This window comes from Streptomyces sp. NPDC001832 (assembly GCF_040297265.1).
In the GTDB taxonomy this organism is placed as follows: domain Bacteria; phylum Actinomycetota; class Actinomycetes; order Streptomycetales; family Streptomycetaceae; genus Streptomyces.
The window spans coordinates 64190-80338 of the sequence record NZ_JBEOYU010000011.1 but is presented as its reverse complement, the minus strand read 5'-3'; the positions used below and the strand labels follow the sequence as shown (position 1 = coordinate 80338).

The window sequence follows — 16149 nt, the reverse complement described above, 5'->3', positions numbered from 1 at the left end:
GTGAGAGGCGGACGGTCCGGGCGTGTTCCCTGCCACTGCCCGCCGTGCCCTGCGGTTCCCTGCCGGGTCCGGCAGGGAGTGGATCAGATGCGGGTGAAGCACCACACGCCGAGGACGAGAAAAAGTACGCCGAACACAGTGGCGAGAGCGGCGGAGGCGACGGGGCTCACACCGTGCGCCACCGGCGCGCGGTGCAGCACGCGCACCCCCGTCCACAGCAGCAGCGCGGCGCCGAACAGCGCGAATGCTGCCCCGGCGAAGACCGCGGGTCCGCTCTCCACGTCCGTACGCCTCCCTGTCCCTGCTCGGCCGGGGCCCGCGCCATCCGGTCTCAGGGGGAGGCTGCCACCTCAGGGCGTCGCGCACGCGAAGCCCGAGTGAATGGCCGGATTCACGCAGCTGGGGAGCGCGGGACCGAGGTTCCGGGGCAGCGCCTGGCCATGAGCCAACCGGAATCCAGGTCCCCCGCCGCGGACCGTCGGCGGTGAGCGTGAAGACGGTGGTGGCGAGCTCGTTCATTACATACGGCAGCACGCGCCCGAACCGGAACGGAGCCGGTGACGAAGGCAGCCGTGATAGCGGGGCCGGCAGCCTCCCCACCACCGGGCCAAGACGGTGGTGGGGACAGAGCCAAGCCATCAGCTCGCCGGCGGCACCGGCTCCAGGAAGCCCTCCTCCACCAGCAGGCGGATCGCCTGCGGGGTGCGGTCACGCAGCAGCACGGCGTCCTCGTTCATCAACTGAGCGATCGCGTCCAGGATCCGGCCCGCGGGCAGCGTCCCGTCGCACACGCCCGCGAAGCCGGCGCCGACGGCGTCGACCTTCGTCGCACGGCGCATGCCGCGGTTCTGGCGCAGCACCACATGCTCAGGGTCCTCCGCGCCCGGCAGCCCGACCTGCTCCTGCACGACCTCGGCGGCAAGGGTGAAATGCCCGGCCAGGAGCGCCGCGTCATCCTGTTCACGAAGGTAGTCCTGGCGGGCGAAGTGGGCCTGGACGGCCGGTCCGAGCGGCTGCTCCACCGCGTGCGGCCACTCCTCGATCACGACGGACGGGTTCCCGGCGGCAGCCGCGGCGGACTTCCGCAGGGTGATCCAGCCGAAGCCGATGCCCTTGGTCTTGCGGGCCTCGAACTCGTCCAGCCAGGCGTCATACCGCGCGGCGTACTCGGCGGGGTCCGTGCGGTGGTCGCCGCTGTCGCGCAGCCACAGCTCCGCGTACTGCGTGACGTCCTGGACCTCGCGCTGCACGATCCAGGCGTCGCAGCCGTGGGGCACCCAGGAACTCAGCCGGTTCTGCCACTCCTCACCCTCGATGTGCTGCCAGTTGGCGAGGAAGTGGGCGTATCCGCCTTCGTTCAGCCGGTCGCCCGACTGCTGCACCAGGGTCCGGCACAGGTCGTCGCCGCCCATGCCGCCGTCGCGGTAGGTGAGGCGGGCGCCGGGTGAGATGACGAACGGCGGGTTGGAGACGATCAGGTCGTACGTCCCGGTTCCGACCGGCTCGTACAGGGAACCCTGGCGCAGCTCGGCCGGGGCGGCGCCGGACAGGGCGAGCGTCAGCCGGGTGAAGTCCAGCGCACGCGGGTTGAGGTCGGTGGCCGTGACCCGGGTGGCGTGCTGCGAGGCGTGCAGCGCCTGAATGCCAGAGCCCGTACCGACATCGAGCGCGGAGACGACAGGCGTGCGGACGGTGATCCCGGCAAGCGTGGTGGACGCCCCGCCGACTCCGAGGACCACACCCTCCTCGCGCGAACCGATGCCGCCCGCGCCACCGACCGCGCAGCCCAGGTCGGAGACGATGTACCAGTCCTGCCCCTCGGGTCCGCTGTACGGGCGTACGTCGACCGTGGCCCGCACCTCGTCGCCGGTTTGGATAACCCAGCCGTCCTCAAGGCACTCGGCCAGTGGGAGCGCGGCACGGGCCCGCTCGTACGGGACGGGGTGCTGGAGCAGGAAGAGCCGCACCAGTATCTCGAGCGAGGAGTCGCCCCGGGTGGCACGCAGCGCCGGAACGGTCTCGCTGCGGGCGAGCGCGGCGTAGGCCGGCGCACCGAGCAGGTCGAGGAGCCCGTCGGCGGTGAAGGCAGCGGCGAGCAGGGCTTCGCGGAGCCGGGGCGAACGGTCGGGCGCGGGAAGACTGGTCGTACTCACCCGCCCATTGTGGCCGCTCCCACCGACAACGGCAGCGGCCCGGCGCCCACCGGGGCCGCCGGGCCGTCCGTACAACCGCTGCCTCCGCGCGGTTACGACTTCTGGCCGGGCGAGGCGGAAGGGGAGGCCGGTTTCGGGGAGGCGGTATTCGGCGGCACCGAGGCCGTCGGCTTCTGGCAGCCCTTCTGCTGCGCCATCGCGGTGCCGACCTCTCCGGACTGGAGCTTCCTCAGCGCATCGTCACCATTGGTGCTGATCTTGTTCAGCTCGTCCGCGATGCCCTTGAGACCGTCGGCGAACTTCGCCTGGTCCTTCGTGTCGAGGGCGTCGACCTTCTTCTGCAGGTTCGCGTACGCCGCGGAGGATGCGTTGAGCTCCTTCACGGCCTCTTTATGCGTGGTCTCGCCACCTTCGACCGGCGGCGCGCCCGCCGAATCGACAGCTGAGCCCAGCGCCTTGTACGCCTGCGAGATCTGCTGGAAGGCGGCCGAGTCGGTCTTCTGGACATCGGCGGGCTTGCTGTTGTCTGCGGTCTGCTGCTGGATGGCGGCGTTGGCGTTCGCGATCTTCTGCAGTTGGGGCTGGACCTGGTCGCAGACCGTCTTGGCCCAGGCGTTCACCTTCTCGCTGTTGTCGCTGCTGCAGGCCGACAGCGTAAGTACCAGTACCGCACCACCGGACAGCGCGGCCGCAAGCTTCTTGTTCACCGGATCGGTCCCTTCCAAGGCTCTCGGCCCCGGAACTTACACGTCGAGCGCCCTCCATCCGGATGCCGGACGTCCGATGAGTGACCTTTTGTAGCCATTTGCACCAAGAGAAGTGAGGGAGATACAACTCACCCACACGGCCCTCCGGACGTTGGGACACCTGCACGAGCAAATCCACGGACGGGCTGCCGACCGACGTTACGGACGCCAGCGCACGACCGGGCGGACGGCATGAGAATGCGTCGCCCGCCCGGTCGTCGAGCCGAGGCCGACTACGTGCCGTCGGCCCCATCTCGCCGCCGAATCATGAAACAGCGGCCTGGTCGGCCGATTTGGCGGGTCCCCCGCCACTGTCAGCGGGGTTCCTCTCGTCCCCCACGGCGATCCGGCGCCGTTTGGAGGCGTAGACCGCGCCGATGATGACGGCGACAGCGAGCACCGCAACCACTGCCCGTACGCCGACGCTCGCGTCCTGCCCGTAGCTGAACTGCACCACCGCCGGGGCGATGAGCAGCGCGACCAGGTTCATCACCTTGAGCAGGGGGTTGATCGCCGGTCCCGCCGTGTCCTTGAACGGGTCGCCGACCGTGTCGCCGATGACGGTCGCGGCATGGGCCTCGCTGCCCTTGCCGCCGTAGTGACCATCCTCGACGAGCTTCTTGGCGTTGTCCCACGCGCCACCGGAGTTGGCGAGGAAGACCGCCATCAGTGTGCCGGTACCGATGGCGCCCGCAAGATACGAACCGAGCGCCCCGACGCCGAGCGTGAACCCGACGGCGATCGGAGCCAGGACGGCAAGCAGGCCGGGCGTGGCAAGCTCACGCAGGGCGTCCTTGGTGCAGATGTCGACGACGCGCCCGTACTCCGGCTTCTCGCTGTAGCCCATGATCCCGGGATGCTCGCGGAACTGCCGCCGTACCTCGTAGACCACGGACCCGGCGGACCGGGACACCGCGTTGATCGCCAGCCCGGAGAAGAGGAAGACGACCGCGGCACCGAGGATCAGGCCCACCAGGTTGTTGGGCTGCGAGATGTCCAGGCTGAGTGTCATCTCCCCGGCCTTGGCCCCCACGCCCTCGACCGCCGTGGCGATCGCGTCGCGGTACGAGCCGAAGAGTGCCGACGCCGCCAGGACGGCGGTGGCGATGGCGATGCCCTTGGTGATGGCCTTTGTGGTGTTGCCCACGGCGTCCAGGTCGGTGAGGACCTGAGCACCGGCGCCCGTGACGTCACCGGACATCTCCGCGATGCCCTGCGCGTTGTCGGAGACCGGTCCGAAGGTGTCCATGGCAACGATGACACCGACGGTGGTGAGCAGCCCGGTCCCCGCCAGGGCCACCGCGAAGAGCGCCAGCATGATCGACGTACCGCCGAGCAGGAATGCCCCGTACACGCCGAGGCCGATCAGCAGCGCCGTGTACACGGCGGACTCCAGACCGATGGAGATACCGGCGAGTACGACGGTGGCCGGACCGGTCAGCGAGGACTTGCCGATGTCCCTGACGGGCCGCCGGTTGGTCTCGGTGAAGTACCCGGTCAGCTGCTGGATCAGGGCGGCCAGCACGATGCCGATGGCGACAGCGACGAGGGCGAGGACCCGTGGGTCGCCGCCGTGCGAGGTGATGGCGCGGTCGGTGACGCCGTCCAGATCCGCGTACGAGGACGGCAAATAGACGAAGACGCTCACGGCCACCAGGACGAGCGAGATCACCGCGGAGATGAAGAATCCGCGGTTGATGGCGGTCATTCCGCTGCGGTCGGCACGCCGCGGGGCGACAGCGAAGATTCCGATCATCGCCGTGACCACTCCGATAGCCGGGACGATCAGCGGGAAGGCCAGTCCGGAGTCACCGAAGGCAGCCTTGCCGAGAATGAGCGCGGCGACGAGCGTCACGGCGTACGACTCGAAGAGGTCGGCCGCCATGCCCGCGCAGTCACCGACGTTGTCGCCGACATTGTCGGCGATGGTGGCGGCGTTGCGTGGGTCGTCCTCCGGGATGCCCTGCTCCACCTTGCCGACGAGGTCGGCGCCGACGTCCGCGGCCTTGGTGAAGATGCCGCCTCCGACCCTCATGAACATGGCGATCAGCGCGGCGCCGAGTCCGAAGCCCTCCAGCACCTTGGGCGCGTCTGCGGCATAGACGAGGACGACACAGGAAGCGCCGAACAGCCCGAGGCCCACGGTGATCATGCCGACCACGCCACCGGTACGAAAGGCGATCTTCATCGCCCTGTGCGAAACAGCGGTGAGATCTTTTTCGGGTTCACCTTCCGCGGGAGTCGCCTCACGCGCAGCAGCAGCCACACGGACATTACTGCGTACGGCCAGCCGCATCCCGATGTATCCGGTGGCCGCCGAGAAAAACGCACCCACCAGGAAGAACAACGAACGGCCCGCGCGCTGCGACCAGTTATCGGCCGGAAGCAGCAGAAGCAGGAAGAAGACCACGACGGCAAAGACGCCGACAGTACGCAACTGCCGAGCCAGATAGGCATTCGCGCCTTCCTGGACTGCGGCCGCGATCTCCTTCATACGGTCGGTACCCTCGCCGGCCGCCAGCACCTGGCGCACCAGCAGTCGGGCGACGACCAGCGCGGCGATGGCAACGGCTGCGACGGCGACCACGATGACGCGATTGTCATCAGTGAGTACCGCGGCCGCGAGAGATGCGGGCCGGCCGGAAGGTGCGGAAAGTGCGGAATCGTGTGTCAGTCCTGCCAGTGGGATGTTGAAGAACTCCGCCATACGTCCTCCTTGACGCTCAGCGCTCAAGACGTGGACGGATTGTAGGGAGCGGGAGCTGATCAAAACAGTGCGCGGTAAATGTAATTGACCTTCATGGACGGATCGGCAAACGATCACGGCCGCGGATCGACTCGAATGCAGTAATGGGGCAGGAGCATTTTCTGTAGATCAATGATCACACAGAAATGAAAAAAGGCCCTGCTCAGCAGGACCTCATAAGACGGATCAAGAAATGGATCGAGAAATGGATTCGAAGGAATCGGAACGGCCAGACCGCCCGTGACGCCTGCGGCGCCTCAGGGAAGCACTGTCACAGGCGTCTTCGGCCAGCTCATGCGGATCACTCCGCCATGGGCCCCCGATCTTACTTCCACATCATCGACGAGGCCGCTGATGACCGCGAGACCCATCTCGTCCTCGCCGTCGGCGGCGGCCTCGGAATCCGGCCCACCGAGTCCCACGCCGGGCGTGGCGCCGCGTGTCGCGGAGGCTCCGGCGGATCCACCGGGAGTGGGTTCGGCACCCGCTCCGGGCACCTCGTCGCCGACCTCGACGGAGAAGGACTTCTCCTCCTCGGTCAGAACGACGGAGACGGGAGCGGTAATGCCATGGCTGCGGTGCAGCCCGACTGCACGGCTGCAGGCTTCACCGACGGCGAGTCTGACCTCGTCGAGCGCGGCCTCATCGACCCCTGCCCGGCGCGCCACGGCGGCTGCCACGAGGCGGGCCGTCCTGACGTGTTCGGGCTGGGCGCTGAAGCGGAGTTCAACGGTGGCCATGCGATCCCCCTCAGACGTACGGGCGTGCATCCCAGGGGCCCGGGCGGGCCGCCCGACACCCCTGCTCTTCCAGTCCTCTTCCGGTTTTCATTTGGCCCACTTCCAGCCTTCTTCCGGAACCGGCGAAGCCGTCGGCTGACCGGCTGGGTCGCCGACTATCGGCCCACTGGCGGACAGCTGTCGGCTGACCGACAGGCACCGGCCGACAGGCGGCTCACTCCCAAGCGACCGAATGCCAAACAGTCGACCGACAAGCGGCCGGCCGACAGACGACCGACCGGACGCCGACCGACCGGACGCCGACCCGTTGCCCAACGATCGGGGCATTGGCTACCCGGCTCCGGGCCACTGACTGCCCGACCGGCCGACTGCCTGAGACAACCGGCGGTCAGGCCGCTTGCATCACACCGGCCGCGGACCGATCGTCAGTCGGTGGCCGCAACCGCCTCGTCGACCGTGGTGTGAATCGGGAACACCTTGGTCAGACCAGTGATCCGAAAAATCTTGAGAATGCGCTCCTGGTTGCAGACCAGGCGCAACGAGCCCTCATGGGCCCGGACACGCTTCAGGCCGCCCACGAGCACGCCGAGGCCGGTGGAGTCGAGGAAGTCGACGCCTTCCATGTCGACAACCAGGTGGTAGCTGCCGTCATTCACCAACTCGACCAACTGCTCGCGCAGCTTGGGCGCGGTATACACATCAATCTCGCCACCGACCTCGACGACCGTACGGTCGCCACCAGGGCCGGACACATTGCGAGTCGACAAGGACAGGTCCACGGATCCTCCAGCACCTTGCTATCGAGCGGTCGCCCCTCAGTCTCCCCGGCGGAGCCAGGGGACGGATCGCCAGCCGCGATGGCATTCAATCACTTACCAGCAGCCATGCACGACGCCTTGGGACCATTGTCCGTCACGCCAGTGACACACTCGGTGTCGATGGCCAAGAATCACCGCCCCAGTCGACCACCCGGGAACAGGGACTACCGCCCCTCTCCCGCCATGGTCCTCGACCGACTCGCCGCAGCGGCGGGCCGGTCCGCGCGCATCACTCATACGGAGCACTTGCCCCCGCGTACGGGATCCCATGCCATCTGGCCCGATCGCATCCGGCCAGAAGTGATCGCCGCGATCCAGAAGGCCGGAATCGACCACCTCTGGGCGCACCAGGCGGCCGCCGCCGAGCACGCTCTGGACGGCGAATCCGTGGTCATCGCCACCGGCACGGCGTCCGGCAAGTCGCTGGCCTACCTCGCCCCGGTGCTCACCGCCCTGCTCGATGGCTCAGAGGCCCCGAACGGCCGTGGCGCGACCGCCCTGTATCTCGCCCCCACCAAGGCCCTGGCCGCTGATCAGAGGCGTGCCGTGAAGGAACTCGCGGCACCGCTCGGCAACACCATCAGGCCGGCGGTCTACGATGGCGACACCCCGGTCGAGGAACGCGAGTGGGTGCGCCAGTACGCCAACTACGTCCTGACCAACCCCGACATGCTGCACCGTGGGATACTCCCGTCCCACCCCCGCTGGTCCTCCTTCCTGCGCGCCCTGCGCTTCGTCGTCATCGACGAGTGCCATACCTACCGGGGTGTCTTCGGCTCCCACGTCGCCCAGGTAGTGCGCCGGCTACGCCGCCTGTGCGCCCGCTACGGAGCGAATCCGACCTTCCTCCTCGCCTCGGCCACTGCGGCGGAACCCTCCGTCGCGGCGGGCCGCCTCACCGGTCTCCCGGTCAAGGAGGTCTCCGACGACGCATCGCCGCGCGGCGAAATGGTCTTCGCCCTGTGGGAGCCGCCCCTGACCGAGCTGCACGGCGAGAAGGGGGCGCCCGTCCGCCGCACCGCCACTGCCGAGACCGCCGACCTCCTCACCGACCTGACCATCCAGGGCGTCCGCTCGGTCGCCTTCGTACGCTCGCGGCGCGGCGCTGAGCTGATCTCCGTCATCGCCAAGGAACGCCTCGCCGAGGTGGACCGCTCCCTGCCCGCCCGGGTCGCCGCCTACCGCGGGGGTTATCTTCCCGAAGAACGCCGCGCCCTGGAGCGCGCCCTGCACTCCGGCCGACTGCTCGGCCTGGCCGCCACCACCGCCCTCGAACTCGGCGTCGACGTTTCCGGCCTGGACGCCGTCGTCATCGCGGGCTATCCCGGCACCAGGGCGTCGCTGTGGCAGCAGGCAGGCCGCGCCGGACGCTCCGGCCAGGGCTCCCTGGCCATCCTGGTGGCCCGCGACGACCCGCTGGACACCTTCCTCGTCCACCATCCCGAGGCACTGTTCCAGCAGCCCGTGGAGTCGACCGTCCTCGACCCGGACAACCCGTACGTTCTCGCTCCGCACCTGTGCGCCGCCGCTGCGGAGCTCCCGCTCACCGAGCCCGACCTGGAGCTCTTCGGCCCCGCCGTGGCCGAACTGCTGCCGCAGCTGGAGGCCGCGAAGCTGCTGCGCAATCGGGCATCGGGCTGGCACTGGACCCGCCGTGAGCGCGCCGCCGATCTCACCGATATCCGCGGCGAGGGCGGCCGCCCCGTCCAGATCGTCGAGGAGGGCACCGGCCGACTGCTGGGCACCGTCGACGAATCGGCCGCGCACACGGCCGTCCACGAAGGCGCAGTCCACCTCCACCAAGGCCGCACCTATCTGATCCGGAAGCTGGATCTGGAGGATTCGGTGGCCCTGGTCGAGGAGGCCGACCCGCCGTACTCGACGACCGCACGCGACACCACCGCCGTCGCCGTCCTGGGAACCGATACCGAGATCCCGTGGGGAGACGGCCGGCTCTGCTACGGCTCCGTGGAAGTCACCAACCAGGTCGTCTCCTTCCTGCGTCGCAAACTGATCACCGGCGAGGTCCTCGGCGAGACCAAGCTGGATCTGCCGCCCCGCACTCTGCGCACGCGCGCCGTGTGGTGGACAGTCACGCAGGACCAGCTCGACGCCGCCCGCATCAACCCGGAGATCCTCGGCGGCGCCCTGCATGCCGCGGAGCACGCGTCGATCGGGATGCTGCCGCTCTTCGCCACCTGCGACCGATGGGACATCGGTGGCGTCTCCGTGCCGTTGCACCCGGACACCCTGCTGCCCACGGTCTTCGTGTACGACGGTCATCCGGGGGGTGCCGGATTCGCCGAGCGGGCCTTCCACACCGCCCGTACGTGGCTGACCGCGACCCGCCAGGCCATCGCGTCCTGCGAATGCGAGGCGGGCTGCCCGTCCTGCATCCAGTCCCCCAAGTGCGGCAACGGCAACGATCCGCTGCACAAGCGGGGCGCCGTGCGTCTTCTCAGCGAACTCCTCCGGTCCGCGCCGCCGGACCCCGGGGAGCCGAGCTCTCCGGAACCGTCGGAGGCGGTGGCTCCAGAGAGCCGCGAGCAGCCGCCGGAGGACCGGCCCGGGACCTGACCTCCGGTTCGTACGGCCCGGAACTCACCCGGGCCGTCACATCGGCGGTCTCCCCACGCACCGTGCACCGCACCACCACCGCCCCCTGTGCCGCAGCCACCTCCTCGGCCGCCTCGCACGCCTCCTCGGGCCCTTGCAGGGCCCGGTCGGCGGCGGCCAGGGCTGCCAGGTCCGCCGCACCGCCGGCCCGGTGCCGCACGACCACCACCTGTCCGAGCGCCAGCACGACCGCGAACACCACGCACAACGTGGCCGTGGTCATCGCCACCCACACGGTCGCCAGGCCTCTGTCCCGGTGCGGGGCCCGACCTCGATTTCGAGCACGATCCCCGCTGCTGTGCAGCCACCCGAATACGGCCCTCCGGGCTCCCCCTCCCGTGCCGGTCACGGCGTCACCCCCACCGTGTCCTCGGCCAGCGCTGCCGCCTCCGCATGGAGCTTGAGGGCCAATGGGCCGGGTCCGGGCATCGGCGCCGCCACTCGTACCCGCCACAGATCCCCGGCCCGCTCCATCGCGACTTCGGCCCCGCCGGGTGCCGCCGAACGAGTGACTTCCATTACCTGCGCCTCGGGTTCCGAGCGGGCCGCCGCCCTCGCCCCGGCTCTGGCCGCGTCCACGCACCGGATCTGGGCGGAGGCGGCCATCAGCGCCCAGACCAGCACCAGGGCGAACACCACCAGCACCGAAATCGCCATGGCCGCTTCCGCCGTCACCGCACCCCGGTCCCCGCCCCGGCGCACGGTCCCGGAACTACCTCCGGCGCACTCCCCGGAAACGCTCCTAGAACTTCGCATCGAGCGCGTCCTTGAGCAGTGACTGCAGTGCGGACATGACCGGCTGGCTGGTGACCACCTTGTAGAGCACCGCCGCGAACGCACAGGCCGCGATAGTCCCCACCGCATATTCGGATGTCGTCATTCCGTTGTCCGACCGGACTCGGCGCATCATGCTCCGCACCCAGCCCTTGATTCGCTGCACCATTTCAACCCCCGCGAAATGCGTAGTTCATATCGAATGGATGCTTACTGGTATTTTTTTCGTCATCCGGCGCGAAGCAGGCCGGTCGCCAGACCGATCACCACCGGCGCCACTCCGACCGCCAGGAAAGCGGGCAGAAAGCAGAGCCCGACCGGTGCGGTGATCAGCACGCCTGCCCGCTGGGCGCGCGCCACGGCCGCGCTGGCCCGCTCCGCCCGCATCGCCTCGGCCAGCCGCGCCACCGGCTCCGCCGCCGGAGCCCCGGTCGATCCCGCCCGGTCCAGGCAGCGGGACAGCGCAGCCGCGCCCGGTATCGCCCCGAAGCGCCCCCAGGCCACCGCAGGTTCACCACCGAGCCGGATCTCCGCCGCCGTCTGCGCCAGACGCACGCCGACCGATCCGCCCAGCGACTCCCCCACTGCCTCCGCTGCTTCTCGGGGCCCGGCTCCGGCCGAGATGCAGGCCGCCAAGAGATCTGCCGCCAAAGGGAGTTGACGGACGACCTGTGCCGCTTCAACAGCGTCGACGCCCGGTTCGCGGCTGCGCCGCGCCCGCTGCCACCTCCAGACTCCGTACGCCCCTGCCAGCCCGGCCGCGAACCCCGGCAGGCCGCCGATCAGGGCGCATCCCATCGCCACAGCGCCCAGCGGCGCGATCCATTCCTTCACCCGGACGCCGTGCCCTGTCCGCCCGCGACGACGCTCCTCCGGGCCGATGGCCAGCAGCACCGCACCCCGACGGCGTACCGTCCGCCTCCGCCGCCGTCCCGCCAGGGCGAGAGCCAGATACGCGACCGTGCTCAGAGCCGCCCATACCGCCACCGCCCGGTGGATACCTTCGGTGACATCGTTCATGCCGCCTCCCCCGCCCGTACGATCCGGCCGGCCCAATAGAGCCCAGCCGCCTCCAGCACCCCACCCGCCACCAGACAGACCAGCCCGGCCGGCGTGTGCAGCAGCACCCTCAGTGGATCGGCTCCGAGCGCCGCCCCCAGCCCCAGGCCCCGCACCGGCAGCAGCGCCAGCACGGCCACCGTCGACCAGGCACCGGCCAGTTGGGCCCGTAACTCCTCCCGCCTGCGCCGCTCTGCCCGCAGCGCGCCCTCCAGGCGGTCCAGGCCCGCTGCTAGCCCGGCCCCGCTGTCCACAGCCACCCGCCAGCAGGCCGCCACCCCGGCAAGCCCGTCCAGACCCGGCTCCTGAGCCGCCTGCCTGAGCGCCCCCGGCACATCGCCACCGAACCGCGCCGCAGCGGACACACCGGCCTCCGCCGTTCCCAGCACCCCGGTCCCACGGACAGCAAAGAGCAACGCCTGCCCGGGCTCGTGCCCGGCCCGCAGCTCACCCACGACGGCACCGCACAGCGCCACCACCCCATCGGCTCGGCGTTCCCGCTCCTGCGTCAGGGCCCGTTTCCGTAGCCACCGCCGCACCAGCGGTACCGCCGCCACCGCCGCCAGCACTGGCAGCACAGATTCCCCCAGCAATGCGATGGCCAGCGCTACCGGCAGACAGAGCCACTCCCGCCGCGCCCGCAACAGCTCCTGAAGCCAAGCCCGAATCCGCTCCCAGCGCTCACGCAGCGGCGACTCCACCACCCCGTCGACGAACAACGCCCGCGCTCGCCGACGCCCCTGGTCCTGCATCATCACCAGCCAGACCGCCGCACCGACACACACGACAGCCGCACAGTTCGCGCCAGCCGACGGACCCACCGTCGCGCCACCGCTCACAGGGCACCCCCGATCAGCGAGCGCAGCCGTTCCCAGCCCCGCTCCTGCACAAATCCGTCAACACTCCAGCGCAGCGCCGGCACGGTCACCACCAGCCCAGCTGCATCCCGCTCCAGGACCTGCACCTCGGCAATCCGCCGCTGCCCGGCCCGGTCCCGTACAAGATGGACCACCACCGACAGCGCGGCCGCCAACTGGCTGTGAAGTGCCGCCCGGTCCAGTCCTGCCGCCGTTCCCAATGCCTCAAGGCGGGCCGGGACGTGCTCGGCAGCATTGGCGTGAACCGTCCCGCAGCCGCCCTCATGGCCAGTGTTCAGCGCGGCCAGCAGTTCGGTGACCTCGGCGCCCCGCACCTCCCCGACCACCAGCCGGTCGGGCCGCATCCGCAGCGCCTGCCGCACGAGGTCCCTCAGGGTCACTCGCCCCGCCCCCTCCTGGTTGGCAGGGCGCGACTCCAGACGCACCACATGCGGGTGGTCCGGCCGCAGCTCCGCCGAGTCCTCGGCGAGCACGATTCGCTCACGCTCCCCGACCGCACCCAGCAGGCTCGACAAGAGGGTCGTCTTCCCAGCCCCCGTCCCCCCACTGATCAAATACGAGACCCGGGCTTCCACCAACGCCCTCAGTACCCGGTCACCGCCCGGCGGCACGGTCCCCGCCGCGACCAGTTCCGTCAGCGAGAAGGCCCTGGGCCGCACCACCCGCAGCGACAGACAGGGCGAGCCGACGGACACCGGCGACAGCACGGCATGCATACGGGTCCCGTCCGGCAGCCGCGCGTCCGCCCAGGGCCGGGCGTCGTCCAGCCGCCGCCCTGCCACGGCCGCCAGCCGCTGCGCCAGCCTGCGCACCGCGGTGGCGTCCGGAAAGGTCACCCCGGTGAGTTCGAGCCCGCCGCCCCGGTCCACCCACACCCGGTCCGGCGCGGAGACCAAGACATCCGTCACGGCCGGGTCGGCGAGCAGCGGTTCCAGCACCCCGGTCCCGACCAGCTCGCCGCGCAACTCATCGGCGGCACCGAGCACTTCGGCATCGCCGAGCAGCCGCCCCTGGGCCCGAAGAGCTGCCGCGACCCCGGCCGGGGTCGGCGCCGCACCGCTCTGCGCCAGCCGCTGCCGTACGGCGTCGAGCAGCGTCTCGGTCATGACGCACCCCCACCGGCGCGTCCCCATGCATCCTCAGGGGCGAGTGCCCGCTCCCAGAACGCCGTGCAGAACCTGGCCAGTGGCCCGCGCGCACTGCCGCCGGGCGGTTCGCCGCCGTTCTGGCCAGCCAGCAGCCCTGAGTCGAGCGGGAGTTCACCGGCAAGCGGCAGACCCAGCGCCTGAGCCACCCACCGTTCGTCGAGGCCCGCCGCGTACGGGCCGCGGGCCACCACCCGCAGGTCGTCCAGGACCATCCCGGCCATCGACGCCACCCGCTTCGCCGCCGCAACTGCACGAAGCTCTCCGGGGACCACCAACAGCCCGAGGTCCAGCTGTGCGAGCGCCTCGGCAACCGACTCGTCGACCCGGCGCGGCAGGTCGACGACCACCACCCCACCGAGCCTTCGCGCTGCGGCCAGCACAGCTTGTATGGCCTGTGGCGGGATGACCACCCAGTCGTCGCGGCCCCAGCTGAGGACCCGCAGACCGTGCAGTGCGGGCAAGGACTCCTCCAGTGCGCCTGCGCCGACCCGCCCTTTGGAATGGGCGAAATCCGGCCACCTCATTCCCTCGGCCCGTTCGCCGCCGAGCAGCACATCGATACCCCCGCCGAGTGGGTCGCCGTCGATCAGCATGGTCCGCCGTCCGGCCCTGGCCGCGGTCACCGCGAGGGCGCAAGCCAGTGTGGATGCGCCGGATCCACCCCGTCCGCCGATCACCCCGACGGTGACTGCCGGCCTGCCCACGCCTTCCGCCGCATTGGCGATCTGATCGACGAGCCAGCCCTCCGAATCGGGCAGCCTCAGCACATATTCGGCCCCGATCTCCACAGCGCGGCGCCAGACATCCGGGGCGTCCTGGTCCCGGCCGACGAGCATCACACCGTGCCTGCGCGCCGCTCCGCGGCACCGCTGGGCGGCATCGTCCCCCACGAGAATCATCGGGGCCTGCTCCCAGCTGCCTCTGCGTTCGGGCAACGAGTGGTGAACTTCTGGTTCCGCTCCGGCGGCCGCACACAGCCGCAGCAGATCGTCGAGGAGTTCCACATCCTCGGTCACGATCAGCGGTCCGCCCCGCCGCTCTCCGGCGGTCGGCAGACGGTCCCGTGCGATGGATTCAGCCACGATCTCCGCCCCCTTCTCACTGCACCTTCATCGCGGTTCGCAGTGATCTCGGAGCGTTCCGAGATCGGCGATTCCACAACCCGCGTACTTCGCGGCTGGAATCACCGTGCAGCGCCTCGGAAAATCGTGTGGATCTTGCTCAAAAACTGTGGACAACTCCACCGTTGTGAATATCCCTGTCACTCATACCGGCGACTTCCGGAGAGCAGCACTTCCGCTACACACCGTGACGAGCCAAGATGGCGAAAGGAACCAGAAGCGGGCCGTCGCGGCCGAAATGGAGGCAGAATGCCTGATTCCGGGCGACAGAAACGCGTCCGGACATGCGACGACCCCCGCCGGGGGGGAGAGCGGGGGTCGTCCCCACGGCCGACTCGGGGGGGGGAGGAGCCGGACCGGGTTAGCACGGTCGCGAACGATCCGTGACTTCCATGGTGTACCCGAGAGCCTTCTCAGGCAAACCCACGCGCCAGAGTTTACGCCGAATGGTGGGCCCCTATGCTCTGCCTTGTGGAAAACCGCTTCTTGCCGCGCACAGCAGCCTTCTTCGACCTGGACAAGACGGTCATTGCGAAGTCTTCGGCACTGACCTTCAGCAAGTCCTTCTACCATGGCGGGCTGATCAACCGCCGCGCTGTACTGCGCACTGCGTACGCACAGTTCGTGTTCCTTGCCGGAGGCGCAGATCACGACCAGATGGAGCGGATGCGGGAATATCTCTCCGCGCTCTGCAAGGGCTGGAACGTCCAGCAAGTGAAGGAAATCGTCGCCGAGACCCTGCACGATCTGATCGACCCGATCATCTACGACGAAGCGGCGACGCTCATCGAGGAGCACCACACCGCCGGACGCGATGTGGTGATCGTCTCGACCTCGGGTGCCGAGGTCGTCGAGCCGATCGGCGAGCTGCTCGGCGCCGACCGAGTCGTCGCCACCCGGATGGTCGTCGGTGATGACGGCTGCTTCACCGGCGAAGTGGAGTACTACGCGTACGGACCCACGAAGGCCGAGGCGGTCAAGGCACTCGCAGTGTCGGAGGGATACGACCTCTCGCGCTGCTACGCCTACAGCGATTCCGCGACCGATGTGCCGATGCTGGAGTCGGTCGGCCACCCGCACGCAGTGAATCCGGACCGCGCTCTCCGGCGCGAAGCGACCCTCCGCAAGTGGCCGATTCTCGCCTTCGACCGACCGGTCCGGCTCAAGCAGCGACTGCCCACGTTCTCGCTGCCGCCGCGCCCGGCGTTGGTCGCGGCGGCAGCGCTGGGTGCAGCCGCCGTCACAGCAGGGCTGGTCTGGTACACCTCACGCCGCCGCACCCCCACGACCTCCGCCTGACTGTACGAGCCTGGCGGCAACCCGCCGCCTCCTGGGCCCGCCCCCAGCCCG

At 69.8% G+C, this 16149-nt stretch carries 15 protein-coding genes; 2 read left to right on the top strand and 13 right to left on the bottom strand.

Translation table 11 applies throughout. The features are described 5' to 3' along the window. Positions 1 to 83: 83 nt before the first annotated feature. From ABT115_RS12085 to ABT115_RS12060, 6 genes are all read right to left on the bottom strand, one after another. A complete protein-coding gene (locus ABT115_RS12085) occupies positions 84 to 281 on the bottom strand; it encodes a hypothetical protein (protein WP_351787302.1) in 198 nt (65 codons plus the stop codon). A 357-nt stretch (positions 282 to 638) separates the two neighbouring features. Further along, positions 639 to 2153, bottom strand: coding sequence for a DUF7059 domain-containing protein (locus ABT115_RS12080; RefSeq protein WP_351787299.1), 1515 nt, complete (start codon positions 2151 to 2153; stop codon positions 639 to 641). A 92-nt stretch (positions 2154 to 2245) separates the two neighbouring features. Then, positions 2246 to 2860: a small secreted protein gene (locus ABT115_RS12075; RefSeq protein ID WP_351787296.1), complete on the bottom strand. Its 615-nt coding sequence runs from the start codon at positions 2858 to 2860 to the stop codon at positions 2246 to 2248. A gap of 304 nt (positions 2861 to 3164) precedes the next feature. Then, a complete protein-coding gene (locus ABT115_RS12070; protein ID WP_351787293.1) occupies positions 3165 to 5606 on the bottom strand; it encodes a sodium-translocating pyrophosphatase in 2442 nt (813 codons plus the stop codon). Between the two features lie 296 nt (positions 5607 to 5902). After that, complete coding sequence (locus ABT115_RS12065; RefSeq protein ID WP_351787290.1) at positions 5903 to 6385, bottom strand: ATP-binding protein; 483 nt, start codon at positions 6383 to 6385, stop codon at positions 5903 to 5905. A gap of 425 nt (positions 6386 to 6810) precedes the next feature. Further along, positions 6811 to 7164: an STAS domain-containing protein gene (locus tag ABT115_RS12060; RefSeq protein ID WP_003967428.1), complete on the bottom strand. Its 354-nt coding sequence runs from the start codon at positions 7162 to 7164 to the stop codon at positions 6811 to 6813. Between the two features lie 78 nt (positions 7165 to 7242). Between ABT115_RS12060 and ABT115_RS12055 the strand changes: the two genes are divergently transcribed. After that, positions 7243 to 9780 carry a DEAD/DEAH box helicase gene (locus ABT115_RS12055; protein ID WP_351787287.1) on the top strand — a complete coding sequence of 846 codons (2538 nt, stop codon included), beginning with the start codon at positions 7243 to 7245 and terminating at the stop codon, positions 9778 to 9780. On the opposite strand, the gene ABT115_RS12050 is transcribed toward ABT115_RS12055, so the two are convergent. The 7 genes from ABT115_RS12050 to ssd all read right to left on the bottom strand — a co-directional run bounded on the left by ABT115_RS12050 (position 9662) and on the right by ssd (position 14694). After that, on the bottom strand, positions 9662 to 10054 hold the full coding sequence (locus ABT115_RS12050; RefSeq protein WP_351787284.1) for an Rv3654c family TadE-like protein: 393 nt from the start codon (positions 10052 to 10054) through the stop codon (positions 9662 to 9664). The genes ABT115_RS12055 and ABT115_RS12050 overlap by 119 nt on opposite strands. A gap of 110 nt (positions 10055 to 10164) precedes the next feature. Beyond that, complete coding sequence (locus tag ABT115_RS12045; protein ID WP_502969077.1) at positions 10165 to 10575, bottom strand: TadE family type IV pilus minor pilin; 411 nt, start codon at positions 10573 to 10575, stop codon at positions 10165 to 10167. Further along, positions 10562 to 10762 carry a DUF4244 domain-containing protein gene (locus tag ABT115_RS12040; RefSeq protein ID WP_351787278.1) on the bottom strand — a complete coding sequence of 67 codons (201 nt, stop codon included), beginning with the start codon at positions 10760 to 10762 and terminating at the stop codon, positions 10562 to 10564. Before ABT115_RS12040 ends, ABT115_RS12045 begins: the two co-directional genes overlap by 14 nt. A gap of 59 nt (positions 10763 to 10821) precedes the next feature. Then, positions 10822 to 11613 (bottom strand): type II secretion system F family protein, encoded by a 792-nt coding sequence (locus ABT115_RS12035; RefSeq protein WP_351787275.1) that lies wholly within the window; start codon positions 11611 to 11613, stop codon positions 10822 to 10824. Then, a complete protein-coding gene (locus ABT115_RS12030) occupies positions 11610 to 12437 on the bottom strand; it encodes a type II secretion system F family protein (protein WP_502969076.1) in 828 nt (275 codons plus the stop codon). Before ABT115_RS12030 ends, ABT115_RS12035 begins: the two co-directional genes overlap by 4 nt. Before the next feature lie 50 nt (positions 12438 to 12487). Continuing rightward, the gene (locus tag ABT115_RS12025) at positions 12488 to 13636 is read right to left on the bottom strand and encodes a TadA family conjugal transfer-associated ATPase (protein ID WP_351787272.1); all 1149 of its coding nucleotides are present in this window, start codon (positions 13634 to 13636) and stop codon (positions 12488 to 12490) included. Continuing rightward, positions 13633 to 14694, bottom strand: a complete 1062-nt coding sequence (gene ssd / locus ABT115_RS12020) for a septum site-determining protein Ssd (RefSeq protein ID WP_351787539.1) — start codon at positions 14692 to 14694, stop codon at positions 13633 to 13635. Before ssd ends, ABT115_RS12025 begins: the two co-directional genes overlap by 4 nt. 564 nt (positions 14695 to 15258) lie before the next feature. On the opposite strand from ssd, the gene ABT115_RS12015 reads away from it, so the two are divergent. Continuing rightward, positions 15259 to 16098, top strand: coding sequence for an HAD family hydrolase (locus ABT115_RS12015; RefSeq protein ID WP_351787270.1), 840 nt, complete (start codon positions 15259 to 15261; stop codon positions 16096 to 16098). The last annotated feature ends 51 nt before the right edge of the window (positions 16099 to 16149 follow it).